The organism is Microbulbifer hainanensis, assembly GCF_014904735.1.
Lineage (GTDB): Bacteria > Pseudomonadota > Gammaproteobacteria > Pseudomonadales > Cellvibrionaceae > Microbulbifer > Microbulbifer hainanensis.
In genome coordinates, this window is sequence record NZ_JACZCR010000008.1 from 60,086 (window position 1) to 77,602 (window position 17,517).

General features: G+C 58.6%; 13 protein-coding genes. 1 reads left to right on the forward strand and 12 read right to left on the reverse strand.

Annotated elements, in window-relative coordinates:
- Positions 1-22: 22 nt before the first annotated feature.
- The 4 genes from pelA to IG168_RS02970 all read right to left on the reverse strand — a co-directional run bounded on the left by pelA (position 23) and on the right by IG168_RS02970 (position 5,953).
- Positions 23-1,219 carry a pectate lyase gene (gene pelA / locus IG168_RS02955; protein ID WP_193161660.1) on the reverse strand — a complete coding sequence of 399 codons (1,197 nt, stop codon included), beginning with the start codon at positions 1,217-1,219 and terminating at the stop codon, positions 23-25.
- A gap of 127 nt (positions 1,220-1,346) precedes the next feature.
- Complete coding sequence (locus IG168_RS02960) at positions 1,347-2,033, reverse strand: hypothetical protein (protein WP_226876478.1); 687 nt, start codon at positions 2,031-2,033, stop codon at positions 1,347-1,349.
- On the reverse strand, positions 1,993-3,390 hold the full coding sequence (locus IG168_RS02965; protein WP_193161661.1) for a selenium-binding family protein: 1,398 nt from the start codon (positions 3,388-3,390) through the stop codon (positions 1,993-1,995). The genes IG168_RS02960 and IG168_RS02965 overlap by 41 nt, the downstream gene beginning before the upstream one ends.
- 205 nt (positions 3,391-3,595) lie before the next feature.
- On the reverse strand, positions 3,596-5,953 hold the full coding sequence (locus tag IG168_RS02970) for a DNA polymerase II (protein ID WP_193161662.1): 2,358 nt from the start codon (positions 5,951-5,953) through the stop codon (positions 3,596-3,598).
- A gap of 267 nt (positions 5,954-6,220) precedes the next feature.
- Here IG168_RS02970 and IG168_RS02975 point away from each other — a divergent pair, with 267 nt between their 5' ends.
- The gene (locus IG168_RS02975) at positions 6,221-6,667 is read left to right on the forward strand and encodes an AAA family ATPase (RefSeq protein WP_193161663.1); all 447 of its coding nucleotides are present in this window, start codon (positions 6,221-6,223) and stop codon (positions 6,665-6,667) included.
- Positions 6,668-6,841: 174 nt separating this feature from the next.
- Here the strand turns inward: IG168_RS02975 and IG168_RS02980 are convergent, their stop codons facing one another.
- The 8 genes from IG168_RS02980 to IG168_RS03015 form a co-directional block, all read right to left on the reverse strand.
- Positions 6,842-9,289, reverse strand: a complete 2,448-nt coding sequence (locus IG168_RS02980; protein ID WP_193161664.1) for a matrixin family metalloprotease — start codon at positions 9,287-9,289, stop codon at positions 6,842-6,844.
- Positions 9,289-9,930 (reverse strand): hypothetical protein, encoded by a 642-nt coding sequence (locus IG168_RS02985; RefSeq protein ID WP_226876479.1) that lies wholly within the window; start codon positions 9,928-9,930, stop codon positions 9,289-9,291. The genes IG168_RS02980 and IG168_RS02985 overlap by 1 nt, the downstream gene beginning before the upstream one ends.
- A gap of 206 nt (positions 9,931-10,136) precedes the next feature.
- Entirely contained in the window at positions 10,137-10,808 is a 672-nt protein-coding gene (locus IG168_RS02990; RefSeq protein ID WP_193161665.1) for a response regulator, read from the reverse strand.
- Positions 10,805-13,978: a sensor histidine kinase gene (locus IG168_RS02995; RefSeq protein WP_193161666.1), complete on the reverse strand. Its 3,174-nt coding sequence runs from the start codon at positions 13,976-13,978 to the stop codon at positions 10,805-10,807. The genes IG168_RS02990 and IG168_RS02995 overlap by 4 nt, the downstream gene beginning before the upstream one ends.
- Positions 13,979-14,256: 278 nt before the next feature.
- Positions 14,257-14,646: a c-type cytochrome gene (locus tag IG168_RS03000; protein WP_193161667.1), complete on the reverse strand. Its 390-nt coding sequence runs from the start codon at positions 14,644-14,646 to the stop codon at positions 14,257-14,259.
- Between the two features lie 13 nt (positions 14,647-14,659).
- Positions 14,660-15,724 (reverse strand): metallophosphoesterase family protein, encoded by a 1,065-nt coding sequence (locus tag IG168_RS03005; RefSeq protein ID WP_226876480.1) that lies wholly within the window; start codon positions 15,722-15,724, stop codon positions 14,660-14,662.
- Between the two features lie 2 nt (positions 15,725-15,726).
- A complete protein-coding gene (locus IG168_RS03010) occupies positions 15,727-16,863 on the reverse strand; it encodes a cytochrome-c peroxidase (protein ID WP_193161669.1) in 1,137 nt (378 codons plus the stop codon).
- Between the two features lie 32 nt (positions 16,864-16,895).
- Positions 16,896-17,303, reverse strand: a complete 408-nt coding sequence (locus IG168_RS03015) for a rhodanese-like domain-containing protein (RefSeq protein ID WP_193161670.1) — start codon at positions 17,301-17,303, stop codon at positions 16,896-16,898.
- Between the last annotated feature and the right edge of the window lie 214 nt (positions 17,304-17,517).

The window sequence follows — 17,517 nt, forward strand, 5'->3', positions numbered from 1 at the left end:
CAGATCGAGGGAGCGGTCGGCTTCAGCCGCCCGCGCCCTGCAGGTGCCGCTCCGCCCAGGCGGGATATCGCTTGATGACCTTGTTCGGGTGTTCCGTATACCAGCCGTAGCCGAGGTTGCGCTCCCGCGACAGCTCGCGGATATCGTAATAGACGCGGCCATCGCGGTCGCCGAACACCGGCCGATCAGAACTGAGGTCGTAGAAACGCGCCCACAGCGGATCCGCGTCCCGATCCGGAATCAGTTCCCGGAAATCGTGATTCGCCAGCGCCCAGCGGTAACCACTGATCCGGTGCCGCTCAAACCAGTCGTGAGCACTGACTATCGCCCGTTTGACCGCATCCGAGGGTTGTTCCAGTTTCATCAGGAACAGCACCAGTTCCGCACTTTCCTTCGAGGCCAGTGACGCCGGCTCAAACGCGCGTGCCGCCGCCGGAGCCAGTGTCTGCGGGTCGTGCTGGGCACCCCAGATAGTGGTGCGGCCATCGATGACCACCTGGGATTCCACCAGCATTTGCAGGCCGCGCTGCAGACTGTCCGCGGCGAGCGCACGCAATTCGCCGGGCAGGAACTGGAGTTCCGGCTCGTCCCGTGCAGCAGCGCGGACAATTTCCAGCAGATCGCAGATGGCGCCGTCGTTGAAGGTGATCAGATCGTGGTACTTGCCGCGCAGCGGGAAGGATTGCGGCCAACCGCCGTGCGGGTACTGGGCCAGCAATATCAGGCGCAGCGCCCGTTCCGCGGCGGCGGCATAGCGCTCGTCGCCGGTAGCGCCGTAGGCCCGCACCATCACCCAGAACTGGGTACTGGTCGCGCCGTTGTCGAAGGTGGGGATGTAATTCTTTTCGACACCGAATGCCTGGCCCGGCGCCCGCGGTGCTTTGCCCATCTCCGTGCGCTTGGACCAGCCGCCGGAGGGCGTCTGGTAGCTCAACACGATATCGGCGATTTTCTGCCCTTCCGGCGTGCGGTAATAATCAGTCCCCTTGTCTGGACCGAAGCCGAAGCGCTTGGCGTACACCGCCGGCAGTGGTTTCTGTCGTTGGAGCTGCGCGAGTTCCCCCGCCATGCTGTCGCGATCCAGTTGTTGCAACTGCTGCGACAGCGCGCGGTAATCGGCCATGTTGTGCGCCGGCTGTGCATCGGTGAGTCGATCGGCGCTGCAGGACGCAGCGGCCATGGCCAGCACTGCGGCCAGCAATAATCTGCAAGTCTTCATTATTCTGTGCTCTTTCCACTTGTGAGCAGGACACCACAAGAATGTCAGACAGGATTATCGCATTGGTAAGGCCAATATTGCCAGCGTCGCGATCGGAGAACAATCAGGCCAACAGGGCACATCGAGATCAGTGGGCAAGTGCCATTGCCAGCGCAATCGCCCCCGCCACCAACAGCGCAATGGCCCAGATCAGGTCGAAGTTAATCCACTGTTTGCGCAGTACCGCCAGCCCGACTTTCCGGTAGACGATCCAGGCGACAATCCCCATCACCAGCAACATTGCCGCGGTGTGGACCACCACGGCTACGGCCAGGCTGCCACCACTGGACATCGCCATTCCGGCGTGATGCGCGTGGCCGGCGTCGTGGACGGCGGCCACCCCCAACAGCGCCGGCACCAGCATCAGGCCAGCACCGTGTGCGCTGGCCATCAGGAAGGACCACAGGAACAGAGCGCCGTAGCCGACTTTCATCCCGACCCAGCGCGGATGGCGGTAGTAATTGCGCAACTTGTAGGCGCCGAAGGCAAGTAGCAGTGCGGCGGTCAGCCACTGTATCCGTTGCAGGGAAAAAAACTGCAGTCCCGCAAACACCAGTAACACCACCGCGCCGATCGCGGCGGCGTGGCCGGCGGCAATTGGCAACAGCGATATCCAGACCACCCGCCCGCTCTGTTGCTGCAACCCACGCGACAGTGCAAACAGCCACCCCATCCCCGGATTCAATCCGTGAAAGGCGCCGAGTGCGACGATCGCCAGCCAGGAGCCAATCGGCTCAGGAAGAGAAGCAGTAAGAATCGGTGGAAGCGTCGCCACCTTCGAGCCTCACCTGGTGTACCCGGATCTCGCCAAAGTCGATAAAGAAGTCGGGATCAAGACTCATGCCGCCGTCCTCCTCCACATCGACCTTCACCATCCAGCCGCCCATCCCCTCCGGGTAGAACTGGTCGTCCCAGGTGCTGTAGAGCGAATTGGTGAAATAGACGCGCCGGCCATCGCGGCTGATCTCCACCATCTGTGGTGCGCCGAGCAGCGGTCCCGCATTTTTTGGGTGACCTTTTTTTCCCACGATACCGCCGATCGCTACCTTGCCGGTCAGCTTCGGATTGAGCGGATCCGACACATCGTACTGGTGCAGCTCGCCGGTGCCCCAGCAGGACACGTACAGAAAACGGTCATCGAGGGACAGGTCGATATCCGTCACCAGCGGCGGCACTGCCTTGAAAGGCTTCAGCGCCGGCGGTAAATCGTCCTCTTCCGCCGGCACTGGCGGAATGGTGATGATTTTTTCCATCAGCCACTGTCCGTTTTCCCTGCGCCAGGCCCAGATGGAGGCGGAAAGGTCCTCGGTGCTGATCACGACACCGGCAAAGCCATAGCTCTTGGTCGGATCATGGGCGGGCCTGAGTTCCAGTAACATCTGGTGGTGCGCGCCGATATCGACACTCTGCTCCAGTTTGCGTTTGCGCAGGTCCCAGAAATGTATGCGATGGCCATACTTGTTTGCCAACAGCTCCTCCGGCACCAGGCCGTTTTCAAACTGTGGCGGCTTGGCCCACTCACTGCTGATCAACACATCTTCCGCCAGGTGCCACCAGAAATCGTAGGCCAGTTCCTGGTCACCGCGCTGTAGCTCCCACGGGCCAACCACATTGAAGCTGAAATGATCCAGCATAAAAATGCCGCCCGGACCATCGTCGCCGTTGGCGGAGCCCATCGCCGAAATGTAAATCGCATCGGGACCACAATGCACCGTGTGCGGGCGGCTGTAGCCCGACTTGCCGATCACCTCTTCCGGTTCGAGCGTGCGGACAATCTGGGGGCGCAGCGGATCGGGCTTGGTATCGATGATGTAAATGCGCGAACTGCGCAGCCCCGGCACGATCAGGTAGCGTCTTTCCAGGTGCGGGTGCGGCGCATAGGGACACAGCGCCGAGCTACAGGCATTCCAGCCGAAGTGATGCAGCTCGTCCCCCTCATAGGGAAGTTCGAGTTTATTGACTACCTGGCAATAGGTTGCAGATTGGGGATCGAGGTCCACCACGCAGATGGCGTCCGGCTTGCCGCTGCCTTGCGGGTGTAGTGCCGCCACATAGGCGTGGCGCTCGGGCGGTGCCTGCATCGCCATTTTTGCCGAAGGGTAGAAGGACGGATCCGGTTTCCACAAGGCCATTGCGCCACTCCCGTTTTTAGTTCGCAGCAAACTGTTGGAACGCTGGCAGTATAGTGAGCGGTAATTGGGGAGTGACCGGATCCCGGCAATAGAAAACCAGATAAACGCCGAAATTCGTGCACAGAAAAATTCGCGACGAGTGCCTGCCCACGCTGGCGGCGGCACTTCAGTAACGGATCTTTTGCACGGGATGTGATCCCGATGCTCAGTCAGCCACTCCGAACAGGCCCAGTTGGCCATCCACCAGGCTGTCAAAATCCAGTTCTATAAAGGGCAATATGGCATCGGCCACTGGCTTGAGCTGCCTGTCGATATAGTGCTGGTAATCAATCGGCGACTGGCGGTGATCAATGGGCTCCGGGCCATTGAGGGTAATCACGTAACGAATCCAGCCCTTGTTCTGGTAGCGGGGTGGCAGCCCCTGCTGGCGACGCATGTCGTCGGCCAGCCGCGCCGCGCGCACATGGGGTGGCACGTTTTTCACGTATTGTTCCAGCTTGCGCCTGAGTCGCTTGCGATACACCAGCTGCTCGTCCATGTCCCCGGCCCGGGTTTTCTCCACCGTCTCGCGGATATAGTCGGACGGATCTTCTCCCTGAAACACCATGGCGTAGAGTTGGGTCTGGAACTGCTTGGCCAGGGCAGTCCAGTCGCTGCGCACTGTTTCCAGGCCCTTGAATACCAGCTTTTCCTCGCCCGCTTTCACCACCAGGCCCGCATAGCGCTTCTTGGAGCCGGCCTCCGAGCCGCGAATGGTGGGCATCAAAAAGCGCTGGTAATGGGTTTCGAATTCCAGCTCCAACTCGCATTCCAACGCCAGCTCTTCTTTGAGCTTGTGACACCAGCGCTGGTTGATCTCACTGGCGAGGGTCTGGCCGATGGCATCCGCCTCTTCCGGGCTGGGTCGGCCGCTCAGCCAGACAAAGGTGGAATCGGTGTCGCCGTAGATGACCTGGTGACCCAGTTCCTCTATCCAGCGGGCAGTCTGCTGCATGATCTCGTGACCGCGCAGGGTGATGGAGCTGGCCAGGCGCGTGTCGTAAAAACGGCAGCCCCCTGAACCCAGCACTCCGTAGAAGGAGTTCATGATGATCTTGATGGCCTGGGAGCGGGCGGCGTCCTGCTCCTGCTTGGCGATGTCCCGCTGGGCCCAGAGGTTGGTAATGATGTCCGGCAGGAAATGCTTGTCACGGGAAAAGCGCGCGCCGCGAAAACCGGGGATGGCGTCGTCATCCGCCAGGCCCTCGACCAGTCCCTCAATCAAACCCATAGGGTCAATTTTGAAGGTGCGGATAATGCTGGGGTACAGGCTCTTGAAATCCAGCACCAGCACGTTGTCGTAAAGGCCCGGCCGGGAATCCATCACGTAGCCGCCCGGACTGGCCAGGCCACCGTCGGCGGGCAGGTTGGGAGCCACATAGCGGCTGCGGTGTAGCCTGGGCAGGTAGAGGTTGGTAAAGGCCGCCACGGAACCGCCGCTGCGATCCAGCTCCAAGCCGGTAAGCTGGGCCCGCAAGCGCAGGTAATCCAGCAGCCGGGTGTGCTGGAAAATGTCCCAGACCAGACGGCAGTCTTCCAGGTTGTAAGCGGCCAGCTTGGGTTTGTTATGGCAAAAGTCGTGTTCAATCACGGCCAGGCGGTTGTCCACGTCTTCGGTGTCTTTGCCCCTGCCCAGCAGGTTCTGGGCCACAAACTCCAGGCTGAAGCTTTCGAAGTTGTAGGTGGCGCTCTTCAGTCCGTCGATGCCGTCCAGTACCACCCGGCCAGGCAGCGTCACAAAGCCCTGGCCGCCTTCCCGGCCATCCCGCCAGCGGGCATCCGCGCCGCCGCGACCGAGCTTCAGGCGCAGGCCATGGCGCTCGGCCCTTTTCACCAGCAGCCGAAAATCAAAGTCCACCACGGACCAGCCGATGATGATGTCCGGGTCCAGGCGCTTGAACCTGGCCTCCAGCCCTTTGAGCAGGGCCCGTTCGTCATCCACCCAGTGGATGGCGGTATCGGCGCTCTGCGGCTGGCCCACCATCAGAACCTCTTCCACGCCATGGCCGTAGAGACCGATGGAATACAGCTCCCCCTGGCCGGAGCACTCGATATCCAGGGACACCACTCTGAAATCCGGCTGTACCTCGGCACCCTTGAGGCGCACCTGGCGATATTCCGTATAGCCGTCTCTTGCCTGGGCCAGACCTTCGAAGTAGAGGCCACCGCGGGCAAAGCGCTCCATCAGGTAACGGTCGTGAAGACGAAAATCCCCTTCCAGCACCTCGATGTCGCGATTTTGCAACAGAGTCTGGGCGCGGCGGTGGCTATCGATGGTGGGAAAATACAGCATGGCCGCTTCCTCACGGCCAAAGGTCTGGAAGCCCAACTGCTGCCACTCGTGCGGCACGCCGGCCAGGGCCTCGGTCACTTGGGTCCGGTCCGCCACCTTCACCATAAAGACGGGCCGCTCTCCATCAATGACCAGCTTGGCCGGGCCCTGGGGCGTGGCAAGCCAGTAGTGGATGCAGGTGCTGCCGCCCTGATCAAAACTGTGGCGACTGAGGAGAAATCCTTGTGGCAAGAGGCTATTCTGGGTTGTGGCTTTGCACCATTTTACTGGATAAATACACAGATACCAGTATTCATCAGGTGGCGGCCCAAATGCTTCTCTGGCGTCTGGCCTCTGCTAAAAAGTCCAGGGGGGGGGGTGACACCTCCTGACATCTCTTTGTCTGTCTCGGTGACTTGTCTCAGTGGTTTGGCCCGGTGGCTAACTACCGGACCGGGAATTCCGATTGACCCAGGCCACATCGCCAGGTGCGCCGCCCATCGAACAGGAAAGTGCCTCGTGAAAGGTATTATTTTTATCGGATTACAAGCGAGCGGGAAATCTAGTTTTTATCTCGATAATTTCTATAAAACCCATATTCGCCTTAATCTGGATATGTTGAAGACCAGGCATCGCGAGAAAATCCTGTTTGATGCCTGCCTGGAGTCAAAGCAGCCCGTGGTAATAGACAATACCAACCCCACCCGCAAAGACCGGGAAAGGTATATTTCCGCATTTAAGAACCATAGATTTGATGTGGTGGGCTACTACTTTGCATCGCCCCTGGAAGACTGCCTCAAAAGAAACGCCCAGCGCAAAGGAAAAGAACGAATCCCCGAAGTTGGGATCAGGGCGACTTTTCGCAAGCTTGAGATGCCGGACATTCAGGAGGGTTTCGACAAACTTTACCGGGTACGTATCAACGCGGGGCGTTATTGCGTAGAGGCCTGGAACGGTGAAGATTGATGAACGCGATAAAACAGGGCGTTATATGAAACCGCATCGGCTTTGCTAACGACCGCCAGGGCAACTATGCCGGCTCGAATGTCCGGCGCAGCACCCAGCCAGGAAATAATTTATCGGGCATAAAAAAGGCGGGGCAAGGCCCCGCCAGTCACAGTCAAGAGAGAGGATTTGTTCTTATTGTTCTATAAATTCGCAGCGGCCCACTTCGGCACCATTGGCAACTGCGGCACGCATACCGCCGGGGAAAGCGACCATCTTCGAGGCGCCACCCTTACAGACGTAGACCTGTTCCATATCGATGTACCAGGAGTAGGATACGCCCGCGAGGCCACCGATCATTTCGCTGCCAGAGGCATTGACGGAGAGCGGGTTATCCAGTGGCAGGGATTCCATTTCCACCACGCCCTGGCGGTGCAGGAAGTCTGCAAGCTTCAGCCAGCCCACGCCCTCGACCCAGAGTCCGCCTGCCAGGCCGGTGCGGAAGCTGCCAGCGCGACCAACGACCACGCTGCCGTCGTCGCTCATATCGAAGACACTCATCGGCACCGGGCCCAGCGCGTCGTTGACGGCGTCTTCGCCGAGGACATCGCAGTAGTCCATACCGAAGTAGACAAACGGCATATCCTTACACCAGCGCAGGGAACCGATATTGGTCACGGCGTCCTGGCCCAGGCCCTTGTAGGGATTCCACAGCAGAATGCCTTCGTCCGTACTCAGCGCGACCTTGCTGCCGTCGACACTGGCCGCGTAGGTTTCCCTGGCGCCATAGGCGGCGTAGAGATCCAGCAGAGGGCCTTCATCCACCCAGGCAACGGCCTTGCGATGCGAGTTGTTGCCGAGCACCACGCGGCCATTGCCGGAGATGCCCTGCGCGCGGACAAACTGCGTTTGACTGATGTCCAGCGCGGAAGTATCCAGTTCACGCATACCGCCCTTGGCATCCCAGATAAACGGCACGATTTCACCCTTAAAGGAGCCCTGGCAGAAACCATCGCCATCGATGTCCTTATAAGCCATGCCTACTGCGGTTTTGGCAGCATCGTCGATCGCCCAGCCGCTGGCCGAGCTGACCCCGTTTTGCGAACCGGCCCCACAGGAATTGCCGTTCAGGTCACCCAGTGGGGTGACATGGGTTTCCGTCCAGATGGCGGGTTGCTGAATGCCGTTGCCATTGAAGTCCTTCTCGACCAGCATTTCCTTACCATTGCGGCTCAGGGCGCCATTGGTCGTCGGTGCATATTCCGGCGGCAGCACTTTAAAGCCCTTGGTGGCATCCCACAGGAATGCGGTAGTACCCGCCTGGCCCGCGCCAATCTTGCCGTTTTTGGCGAGGTCCATCACAAAGGCGGAAACAATTGGAGTGACTTCGACCCCTTTGTGGAAGCCGTTGAAGTAGAAGTCTGCCTGTTTGGTTACGCCGGCCTCGGCCAGAATCGGTGTCGCCTCACAGACGTCGTCAGTCAGTGGATCACTGCTTTCCGCGGCATTCCAGTACTCCTGCTGCGATACCAACTGCTGTGGCGTGGTCGGATAACCGCCGGCATAAATCGGCTCGATATAGAGAACGTATTCTTCACCGGGTTTCAGGTTGCGAATGGTGTAGCGACCATCCGGCCCGACCTGCCCCTGGGTCGCGGAACCGGTCATGTCAGAAACCGCATCGAACAGCGGATCGTTGACGTTCCGCGCGATCACATTGACACCGCTGAACTCGGTAGTGTCATCTTTCAGACGCAATACGCCGGTGATAGTGCCGGTGGACGAAGCATAATCGCTGGTAGGGTAGATATTGGAAATGCCCGCCATATCGTCGGTAATATCCACAGTGCTCTGCTCGATGCCACCCCGGCCGTTGTGACTGATAAACGGAAACATGGTTTCGATGATCGCCGGATCGGCATTGTTAGCGCCGTAAGCTGCCGGATAGTCATAGCGGTGAATCGGCTCGACACCACAGCCGGGGACCCCGGGATATTTGGGCGCGTAGGTGTAGCTCATATAAGCCAATGAACCATTGACCTGCGAGTGCGATAGGTTGATCGCGTGACCGAATTCGTGCGTAAACACACCGGCAATCTGGTTGCCTTCGGTATCGGTATCGTAAACATTCCAGCCGTTCATCACCGCAGTCGCCTCGGTGATATGACCATTGCCATCGCTCCACTCCGGGAAGGCAATACCCAGTACGGACTCTTTCGGTACACCGAAGTAATTTTCCAGGATCGAGCCGTCAGTATCGTAAAGTACCCAGAACCCGTAGCCGTTTTCCTTGGAGTACATCTCCGTGGCATTTTCACCGGTGATATCGGTAATACCGGTCTTCTCTTCGATGGTGCCCTGAATGGTAGCGGCAAACGTGGAAGTCGGAACATCGCTCCAGGTTTTGAATGCATGCGCGGTAATTTCATTGGCGCGCTCGATGGTCAGAAACGGCGTTTCCCCGTCGTGACCAAAGGTAAACGCGGCACCGCCATCGGTATAGACCGGGATGGGGCCATTGCTCATATCCCACTTGAGAGGCTGCGGATTATCCCCTTCGGTCAGGTAGAGGGGACCAGCGGCGTGCGCCAGTCCAGCGGACAGCGCCAAAGCGATACTGAGAGAGAGTTTGGTCGTTTTCATTATTTCATCTCCCCTTTGCCGATCCAGTTTTCAGAAACCGCGCGACCGACCAGGTCCATAAATGCAACAGCGTCCACCGCACCCGGATTGGTCATCATATTCTGCTGTTCTGAACTCAGCAGTTGCTGGTTGATTTCAACCCCGTCAAACAGCCCAAAATTGTTGAACTCGTTGATCAGTTTTCCATTGATCATTTTCAGTTTGCCCTGGGCCATGCCGGCGGTTGTCTGCAGGCCGGTAAGCCCGGCTTTCTCGTGCATAAACGCAACCACATACTCGCCCGCATTCCAGCGCGGAAAACCCTCCGGGGTTACCGCCAGCATCTGGTGTCCATTGGCCATGGTGCGCGGTTTGAGCAGGCCGAACTGACGGAAGGTGTATTCGCTGCCTTCCTTCACCGCACCCTTGGCGGTACTGCCGACCTGGATGGTGACTTCGGTAAAGGGGATTCCCGCGTCATCGATTCCGTCGGTCACGCTTTTTACGTTACCGGCAACGATAGACTCGGAACTCTGAATAAGTTGAGTGAGGTTTTGGGACTTGAGCTTCATAGCGTTGGCCATGGGTACAACCAGCATGACCATCGCCGCGGCGAGCAGTGCAGCAAATGGCTTGCGGCACCGTTGGAGACGTGCAATCACAATGAATTCCTCTCTTATTATGGATAGGTCGCTCAGTTACCGGCTGCCGGAGCAAACCGGACTGCTGTTTGGCCATTCCACAGTAATGAGAGGAGCACCCGGCGGGATATCGGGGAATCCCCTATATTGAGTCTGACGTGAACTGATTCACGCCAATATTTATCGAGCGTACAAAATTGGGGCGATTACCTGGCACATTTGCTCCATCAGGATTCAGGAGAAATCAGCCCCACGCGAATCGCGAAGCGCACCAGCCCCGGCACATTGTGAATACCGAGCCGCTCCATCAACTGGGCGCGGTGCGCTTCAACGGTTTTGATACTGACGTTCAACTCCGCGGCGATTTCCCGCGGACCATGTCCTTCGGCAATCAACTGCAGAATTTGTCGCTGTCGCGGCGTCAGGACTTCCAGCGCAGATTCGTTGCGCTGCGCGCTGTCGGCAAACCGCGCAATAATTTCCGGATCCAGTGCAGAACAGAGATAGGTGTGACCGGAAAATACCGCATCCAGCGCAGTTGCCAGCTCGTCGAAAGCGGAATCCTTCAACAGGTAACCGGCTGCACCGGAGCGCAGCGCGCGGGCGACATATTCCGGTCCCTCGTGCATGGAAAGCATCAGTACCCGTATTTGCGGATATGCCTGACTCAGTTGCTTGGCCACTTCCAGCCCATTGAGCCCCGGTAGCGAAATATCCAGCAGGACAATATCCGGTAATTCCCGCCGGACAATGTCCAGCGCTTCCAGGCCATTGCCACATTCACTGATTACCCTGATGCCCGACATATCGTCCAGCAGTGCCCGCATACCCGCGCGCAGCAAACCGTGATCGTCGACCAGCAGGATACGCTTTTCCACTGTATGTTGTTCGTCATTCATATTGGAATCACCGCCGTAACGCGGCTGCCGCTCCCGGGAAAGGCATCGAGTGAGAGGGTACCGCCAAAACTGTGCACCCGCTCCTGCATACCCAACAGGCCAAGATGTTCTCCACGCTTGACCCGCTGCCAGACATCAGCGGATTCAAAACCGCAGCCGTCGTCCTCAATATACAAATGCAGCGCGTTGTCGAGGCGCCGCAGCCTCACCACAATCTGTGACGCTCCCGCATGGCGCAAAACATTGTTGACGGCTTCCTGCACTAGGCGGAATGCCACTGTGCGCACATCGCTGCTCACGTCGTCGAAACCACTGTCCGCCTGGAAATCCATTTTGACCTCTGCGCGATCACCCAGCGAACGGAGAAAAACCTTCAGCGCTTCGACCAGCCCCGCCTCATCCAGAAGCGGTGGCCGCAGGCTCAGGGAAATATTGCGCACCTGGCGAATCATACTGTCGAGCATCGACACCGATTCCCGCAGTCGCCCCTGCTGACCACTGTCGTTGGCTGCCCGCGCGACACGCTGCAGATTAATTTTCGCTGCGGTCAGGGTTTGGCCAAGTTCGTCGTGCAACTCCCGCGCTATCTGCTGGCGCTGGTCCTCCCTGGCGGAGTGCAGGCGGGCGGTCAGGTGGCGCAGGCCGGCGTGTGCATCCGCCAGATCCTCACGGCTGCTCTCCGCCTGTTCCAGTGCCGCCTCTTTCTGTCGACGCAATTCCTCCAGTTCCGCATTGCGCCGGCGCAGCCCGCGCAGGCGGTAGTGATGCAGCGCACTGACCAGCAATATCAGTATCACCACTGCGGCACTGCGAAACCAGTTTGTCATCCACCACGGTGGTACAACGTCCAGCTGCAGCGGCGGCGACTGCCCCCAGCTGCCAAAGACATCGCGTCCGCGCACACTCAACTGATGGTTGCCCGGTGATAGCTCCAGCAGGGTCAGCTCGCGACGGCTGCCCAGCGGGCGCCACGCCTCGTCATTAGCGAGCCGATACTGATACTCGTGTCGTCCCTGCGCGAAGTCCAGAGCGGCAAATGTGAAAGACAGCATCTCGCCCCAGTTGCTGTGCACTGCTGTCAATGCCGCAGCTGAACGCGTGGTGATCGCGTCGCCGCGCGCTGCGCGCGACAGATCCACCAGGCGTACCGGACTGGGCTCGCGCGGGATCATCGGTGTCCCTGCGGGAATTTTCACCATGCCGCCGAGCCCGCCGAAATACAGGGAAGCGCGATCGCGCGTGGCGGTACGTGAATTGAAATGCGTGACGGGCAGGCCGCTTTCCGCAACGTGATTGATCACCGCTCCCGACCGCGGCTGCAGTCGCGACAGTCCCTGCCGCGTACTCAACCACAGCGAACCGTCATCGTCCTCGACAATACCCATGACGCTGTCACTCAACAGCCCGTCGCGCTGGGTCCAGCGGTGAACCAGGTTCAGCTGGTCACCGTCCGCGACCAGTTCGTGCAGACCGCCACCGTCAGTTCCCACCCAGATATGACCGCGTGCGCCCTGGTGCAGCCCGGTGACATTGTGGTGCCCGAGCCCCTCGGTGCGGCCGAATCGCTGACAGCGCCAGGGATTGGTTGTGCACAGGTTCAGGCCACTGGATCGGGTCCCGACCAGCAGTCTGCCACCATCGAGCGCCAACAGTGTGGAAATGTAATTGCCGCTCAGTGAATCGGGACGCTCCGGATCGTGGGCGAAAGACTCGAAGCGCCCCTTTCCCGCGGGCAAATGGTACAGACCACTGCCGCCCACCCCGACCCACAGCGCACCGCTACTGTCTTCCAGCAAACTGGTGACATAGCCAGGCCCCAGTCCCATGCCGGAATCTGCATCGATCAGGCGACGTTCGCTACCGTCCGCGTTGAGCGTCCACAGGCCGTGATTGGAACCCGCCAGCAGGCTGCCGTCGCCGCGCCGCGCGATGGCCAGTATCCCGTCTTTCCACAGCGCATCCTCGCGGCCGGGCAATTGACCGGCACGCGTGTTTTCGTGTTCGAGCGGTTGCAAACCGCCGCCAAAGGTACCGATCCAACCATCATCGGCAGCCGCCGGTGCCAGGATCGCAGTGACGTTGTGGTGCAGCAGACCACCGGAGTTTTCACCGGATGCCACCAGTGTGTACTGGTGCTGCTGCAGCCGCGCCAGGTAGACACCATTTCCCCAGGTGCCGACAAAGACGCTGTCGCCGCTGATATATAGAGAGAGTTGCGGCAATGCGGGGAGCTGGTCTTCCGCACCCAGCGGTTGCGGATTGGCCTGCACTATGTCGCCTGAAGCCGGATCGAAAACCAGTACGCCTCGCCCCATCGTGGTCATCCACAGGCGTTCACGCGGCCCCCAGGCCATTGCGGTAACCGTTGGCTGTACTTCGTCAGAGGGACCAATTGGCACTATGTCGGCACGACCGGTGGCGGTATCCACATGCACCAGCCCCTGTCGGGTGCCTGCGTACAGGCTGTGCGCACCGCGCCTGGCCAGCGCAAACACGCTGTTGAGTGCATCGGCTCCCGCCGTCAGTTTGGCCAGATCGAAGTGGGCAAATCCGCTGTGCCCTCTCTGCCACAGATCGACGCCACCACCGAGTGTGGCCACCCAGATCCGCTCGCCGCCATCGGCCAGCACGTCATAGACATAATCCTGGGAGAGGGATTGGGGGTCTGCGGGATCGTGCAGGAAACGCTGCACTTTGCCATTTTCAGGGTTCAGGCGGTTCAGGCCGATCTGACTGCCGGCCCAGACCATGCCATCACCGTCCTGGGCCATTCCGTAAATACTGTCGTGACTGAGGGTAATCGGATCGGTGGCGCGGTGGCGGAAATGCCGGAAGTTGCCACTGCGCGGGTCGTACCGGCTGAGGCCGGCAGTATTGGTCGCCACCCAGATATAGCCGTCGCGGTCTTCGAAAAGCGCGCGGACATCCGCGTCCGGCAAGGCATTGTTATGTTCGCTACTGGGCAGGAAGGCTTTCACCGCGTAACCGTCATAGCGGTAGAGCCCCTCCCGCGAGGCGACCCAGAGAAAACCGTTGTGATCGACGATCAGCGAGGTGGCAACTTTCACCTCCAGTCCATGCGCAACGCCCAGAGGGCGAAACTGCACCGGCTGCGCCTCCGACCACAATGGGAACAATGCCAGCACCAGTGCCAGCCACCTCCAGACCATCGCCGCTCCGTTATTGAATAGTGTTCAGCTGACGATTCGCGCTCACCCTCCCCACCAAGGGGAACGGCTGCACCGTATCTACATCCATTCTATGCAGACAGATCGACGCCACAGCGAGACCTGAATCACAAAACGATAACGCATTAACGAGGGATTATCAGCGACACCGGGCGGTGTCACCGTTCGCCAAAATGCGACGAGAATTCCGGCCCCAATTGGCGCAATTGGCAGGGACAGTACTGGGGCGCCAGATGTGGTGCCCCCTTACTGGAAATATTTCAGTGTTTGCCCGGCGCCAGTGGAACGCCTTTACGCTCTTTATGGATATAGGAAACGATGGCAATCATCTTCGGATCATCCGCCGCGAGTTCTTTGCCCTGCAGCGGATTGCGGATACACCAGTTGACCATCTCCCAGAGATCCCCCACCCGCCCCAGCTGTTTCTGGAACTTGGGATAGGTCTCCGCATGGGTATTGGCAGCATTCGGGTGGCACTGTGCACAGGCCACGCCATTGGTGCCCAGCTCCCCGCTGGTCCAGAGCTTGCGTCCCTCCCGGGCGACCATTTCATACTCCGCCTGCCAGCGCGCCACGTCTTCCTTGGTAAATTCATCCGCGTGGGCAGCGCCCGCAATCAGCATCAGCAATACGACAGTCAGGTTTCTCATTGTTATCTCCAGATCAGTATTGAGTCTGCGGCGGAATCCGGTCCTGCTTTTCCTGGTAGCGGGTATCGGCCAGGTGCCCGCGTTTGTCATTCCAGGCCAGCTCACGGTTTTCGTTGCCGTACAGGTTGAACGACGTGTCCACGCGCCCGCTGTGTATATTCATAAACTGCCAGCCGGTGGCGTCGCGTTCATCAAACGGATCGGCGCGATTCATCGGTACCGTCAGGATCGGCAGGTGACTCTCCGCCTGTGCATAAGTCGACGGATAGGGCCAGGGCCAGGCCGTGGACATCACGGAATTGAAGGCAATATTGCCGATCTGGTTGTACTGGATCTGGTGCACATGGCCGTAGATGACATTACTCTGCTTGAACGGTGCCAGCAGTTTCTGGATCTCATCCGCCTCTTCGGTCCAGAAGTTCCAGTTCCTGAAGATTTTCTGTAAAGGTGAATGAGAAAAAACCACAACGGGAGTATTCCTGTCCTGCTTGGCCAGGTCCTTCTTCAGCCACTCCATCTGGCGCTTGCCGACCATAAAGGGGGAACCGTTGGGATTGTCGAGCAGCGCCATTTCCTGCATGCGGCGCATCGGCGTCTCCCACTTGTTGTTCCAGTCGTCGTAGGTCAGCACGCTGTTCAATACGACAAAATGCACTCCCTTGTGATCAAAGCTGTAGTACTCATCACCGTAAAGCCTGCGCCAGTAGTCGCCCAAATCGTAGTAATAGTCGTGTTCACCAACGACCATATAGTTTTTGCCGCGCAGGGCGCCGAGAATATCCGCACCGTGATCCAGCTCGGCCTTGCTTCCGAGTTGTGCCAGGTCGCCGCCAAACATGAAGAAGTCCGGTCGCGGGTCGAGCAGGTTGGCTTCGGCTACAGCGCGCTTCAGCCCCTGGTCCCAATTGCGCACGAACTTGTTGCCCTTGATCTGCTGGATATGTGCATCGGAAATATAACCGAAAGTGAAATCCTGACTCGATTGCGCAAAGGAGAGGCGGACGAGACTGATCGGCAACATGCCGGCAATCAGACCGGCCCCGGTGGACTTGAGAAAATTTCTACGGGAGTTGCTCATGGTCATTCCTTGCTTTTCGCCGATTTGTTCGCGGAACCCTTGCCGGCAAACTCCGGTGAGGTCAGGGTTTCCATAAACGCGACCAGGTCATCGATCTGCTGATCTGTCAGTTCCAGCGGGCGTATGCCGCCGCTCAGATAGGGCGTGATCTTGGTATCTTTCTTCAGGGCACCGCCGTTGTTGTAGTGCACCACCACATCGCGCAGGTTACCGATGCTGCCGTCGTGCATATAGGGAGCGGTCTCGGCGATGTTGCGCAGCGTCGAGGTTTTGAAACCGCCCATATCGCTGAGTTCGTCGGTTATCGCAAAGCGGCCCAGGTCGGACGTATCCTTGTCTGTCAGCACGGCCACATCCACATCCACGCCCTTGGCTTTCGCGCGCTGGAAAGCCTGTGACAGCTGTTCAATTTTCTGCGGTGTCAGGTCATTGATACCCACGCCGATATTGTGGAACTTCTGGTCGGTGAACAGGGCAAAATTTTCCTCGATCGTATGGCAGGATACGCAGCGCCCCTGGGTCAGGAACACCTGAAAACCACGCTTTTCCTGTTCACTGAGCGCATCTTTTTCGCCACCGAAATACCAGCGATCGAAACGGCTGTTGCCGGAAATCACCGTGCGTTCAAAACTGGCGATCGCCTTTTTGACGTGCTCAATGGTGACGTCCTTACCGGATACACCGAACACCTTTTTGAATGCTCTCTGGTAGGCATCGTCCTTGGCAATGATGTCGAGAATCGGCTGGTGAGATTTCAGCCCCATTTCCACCGGATTGACAAACGGGTGCTGGGACTGATCCTCCAGGCTGGGCGAGCGCCCGTCCCAGAACTGGGTTTTGTTATAGGCGGAATTAACCACGGTGGGCGCATTGCGGGTGCCCTTGAGCTTATTGATGCCCTCCGACACCACCAGCGGGCTGTCGGTAAAGGTTTTTTCCCGCTCGTGACAGGTGGAACAACTGACCTCGCCGGTAGTACTGAACCGGATGTCATGGAACAGTCTGTCACCCAGCGCTATTTTCTCCGGTGTCTGGGGGTTGTCTTTCGGTACCGGCAGCGGCGGCAAGCCCAGTGGCGGACTTTCCGCAGCAACAGCGAGTGGTACCAGAATCAGCAGAGTAACCAGTAGTTTTTTCATAGTGAACATCCGGCTGTTCAGGGGCTTGGTCGTCAGCTTTTAGCGCCGCAATTGAATACGACCATGTCGCTATAAAACATCAGTTGCTTCGACGGCAGCACCTCGACGTTGTGGTATCCGAGCCGGCGCAGTGCCTCGGCCAGCTTGCCTGCGCGGACGCCGGTTTTGCAGTAAATCAAAATGGCGCCGTCGAGGTCTTCGGGTAATTGCTGGCGGTGGGCATCCAGCGCGCTGTGGGGAATATTGATCGCACCGTCGACATGGGAGGCGCGGAATTCCTCCGGTGAGCGGGCGTCGATCAGGGTGAAGGCGGACTTGTCTGCCAGGTAAGAGAGCAGCCGTCCCTGCTCGATCATCGGAGTCTGAGCGGTGTCGTCTGCTATCGCAGTGATGGGAAGTACCAGCAGAATAAACGCCAGCCTGAAAAAAAAGTGCCACATGGATCGGTTCCGCCTTTGATTTCGAAATTATCGTCTTCGGCTTCTATCCATTTATGCGAAACAACGCGCCAACAGATTGTTTAAATTTAAAACCTAGTCGCTGGACCTGTATTGCTCCAATTTAAATGCACAATAAATATGATATCTATTCCTTATGTGAATTTCGGCGCATAAAAATGTCCTCTGCTCGCTGGCGCATGAAATCACGGGCAAA

Excerpts from the sequence above, each read along its gene's own strand:
- IG168_RS02965 (WP_193161661.1), bottom strand. The coding sequence starts at position 3,390 with ATGGCCTTGTGGAAACCGGATCCGTCCTTCTACCCTTCGGCAAAAATG.
- IG168_RS03010 (WP_193161669.1), bottom strand. The coding sequence starts at position 16,863 with ATGAAAAAACTACTGGTTACTCTGCTGATTCTGGTACCACTCGCTGTT.
- IG168_RS03015 (WP_193161670.1), bottom strand. The coding sequence starts at position 17,303 with ATGTGGCACTTTTTTTTCAGGCTGGCGTTTATTCTGCTGGTACTTCCC.
- IG168_RS02995 (WP_193161666.1), bottom strand. The coding sequence starts at position 13,978 with ATGGTCTGGAGGTGGCTGGCACTGGTGCTGGCATTGTTCCCATTGTGG.
- IG168_RS03005 (WP_226876480.1), bottom strand. The coding sequence starts at position 15,724 with ATGAGCAACTCCCGTAGAAATTTTCTCAAGTCCACCGGGGCCGGTCTG.
- IG168_RS02990 (WP_193161665.1), bottom strand. The coding sequence starts at position 10,808 with ATGAATGACGAACAACATACAGTGGAAAAGCGTATCCTGCTGGTCGAC.
- pelA (WP_193161660.1), bottom strand. The coding sequence starts at position 1,219 with ATGAAGACTTGCAGATTATTGCTGGCCGCAGTGCTGGCCATGGCCGCT.
- IG168_RS03000 (WP_193161667.1), bottom strand. The coding sequence starts at position 14,646 with ATGAGAAACCTGACTGTCGTATTGCTGATGCTGATTGCGGGCGCTGCC.
- IG168_RS02980 (WP_193161664.1), bottom strand. The coding sequence starts at position 9,289 with ATGAAAACGACCAAACTCTCTCTCAGTATCGCTTTGGCGCTGTCCGCT.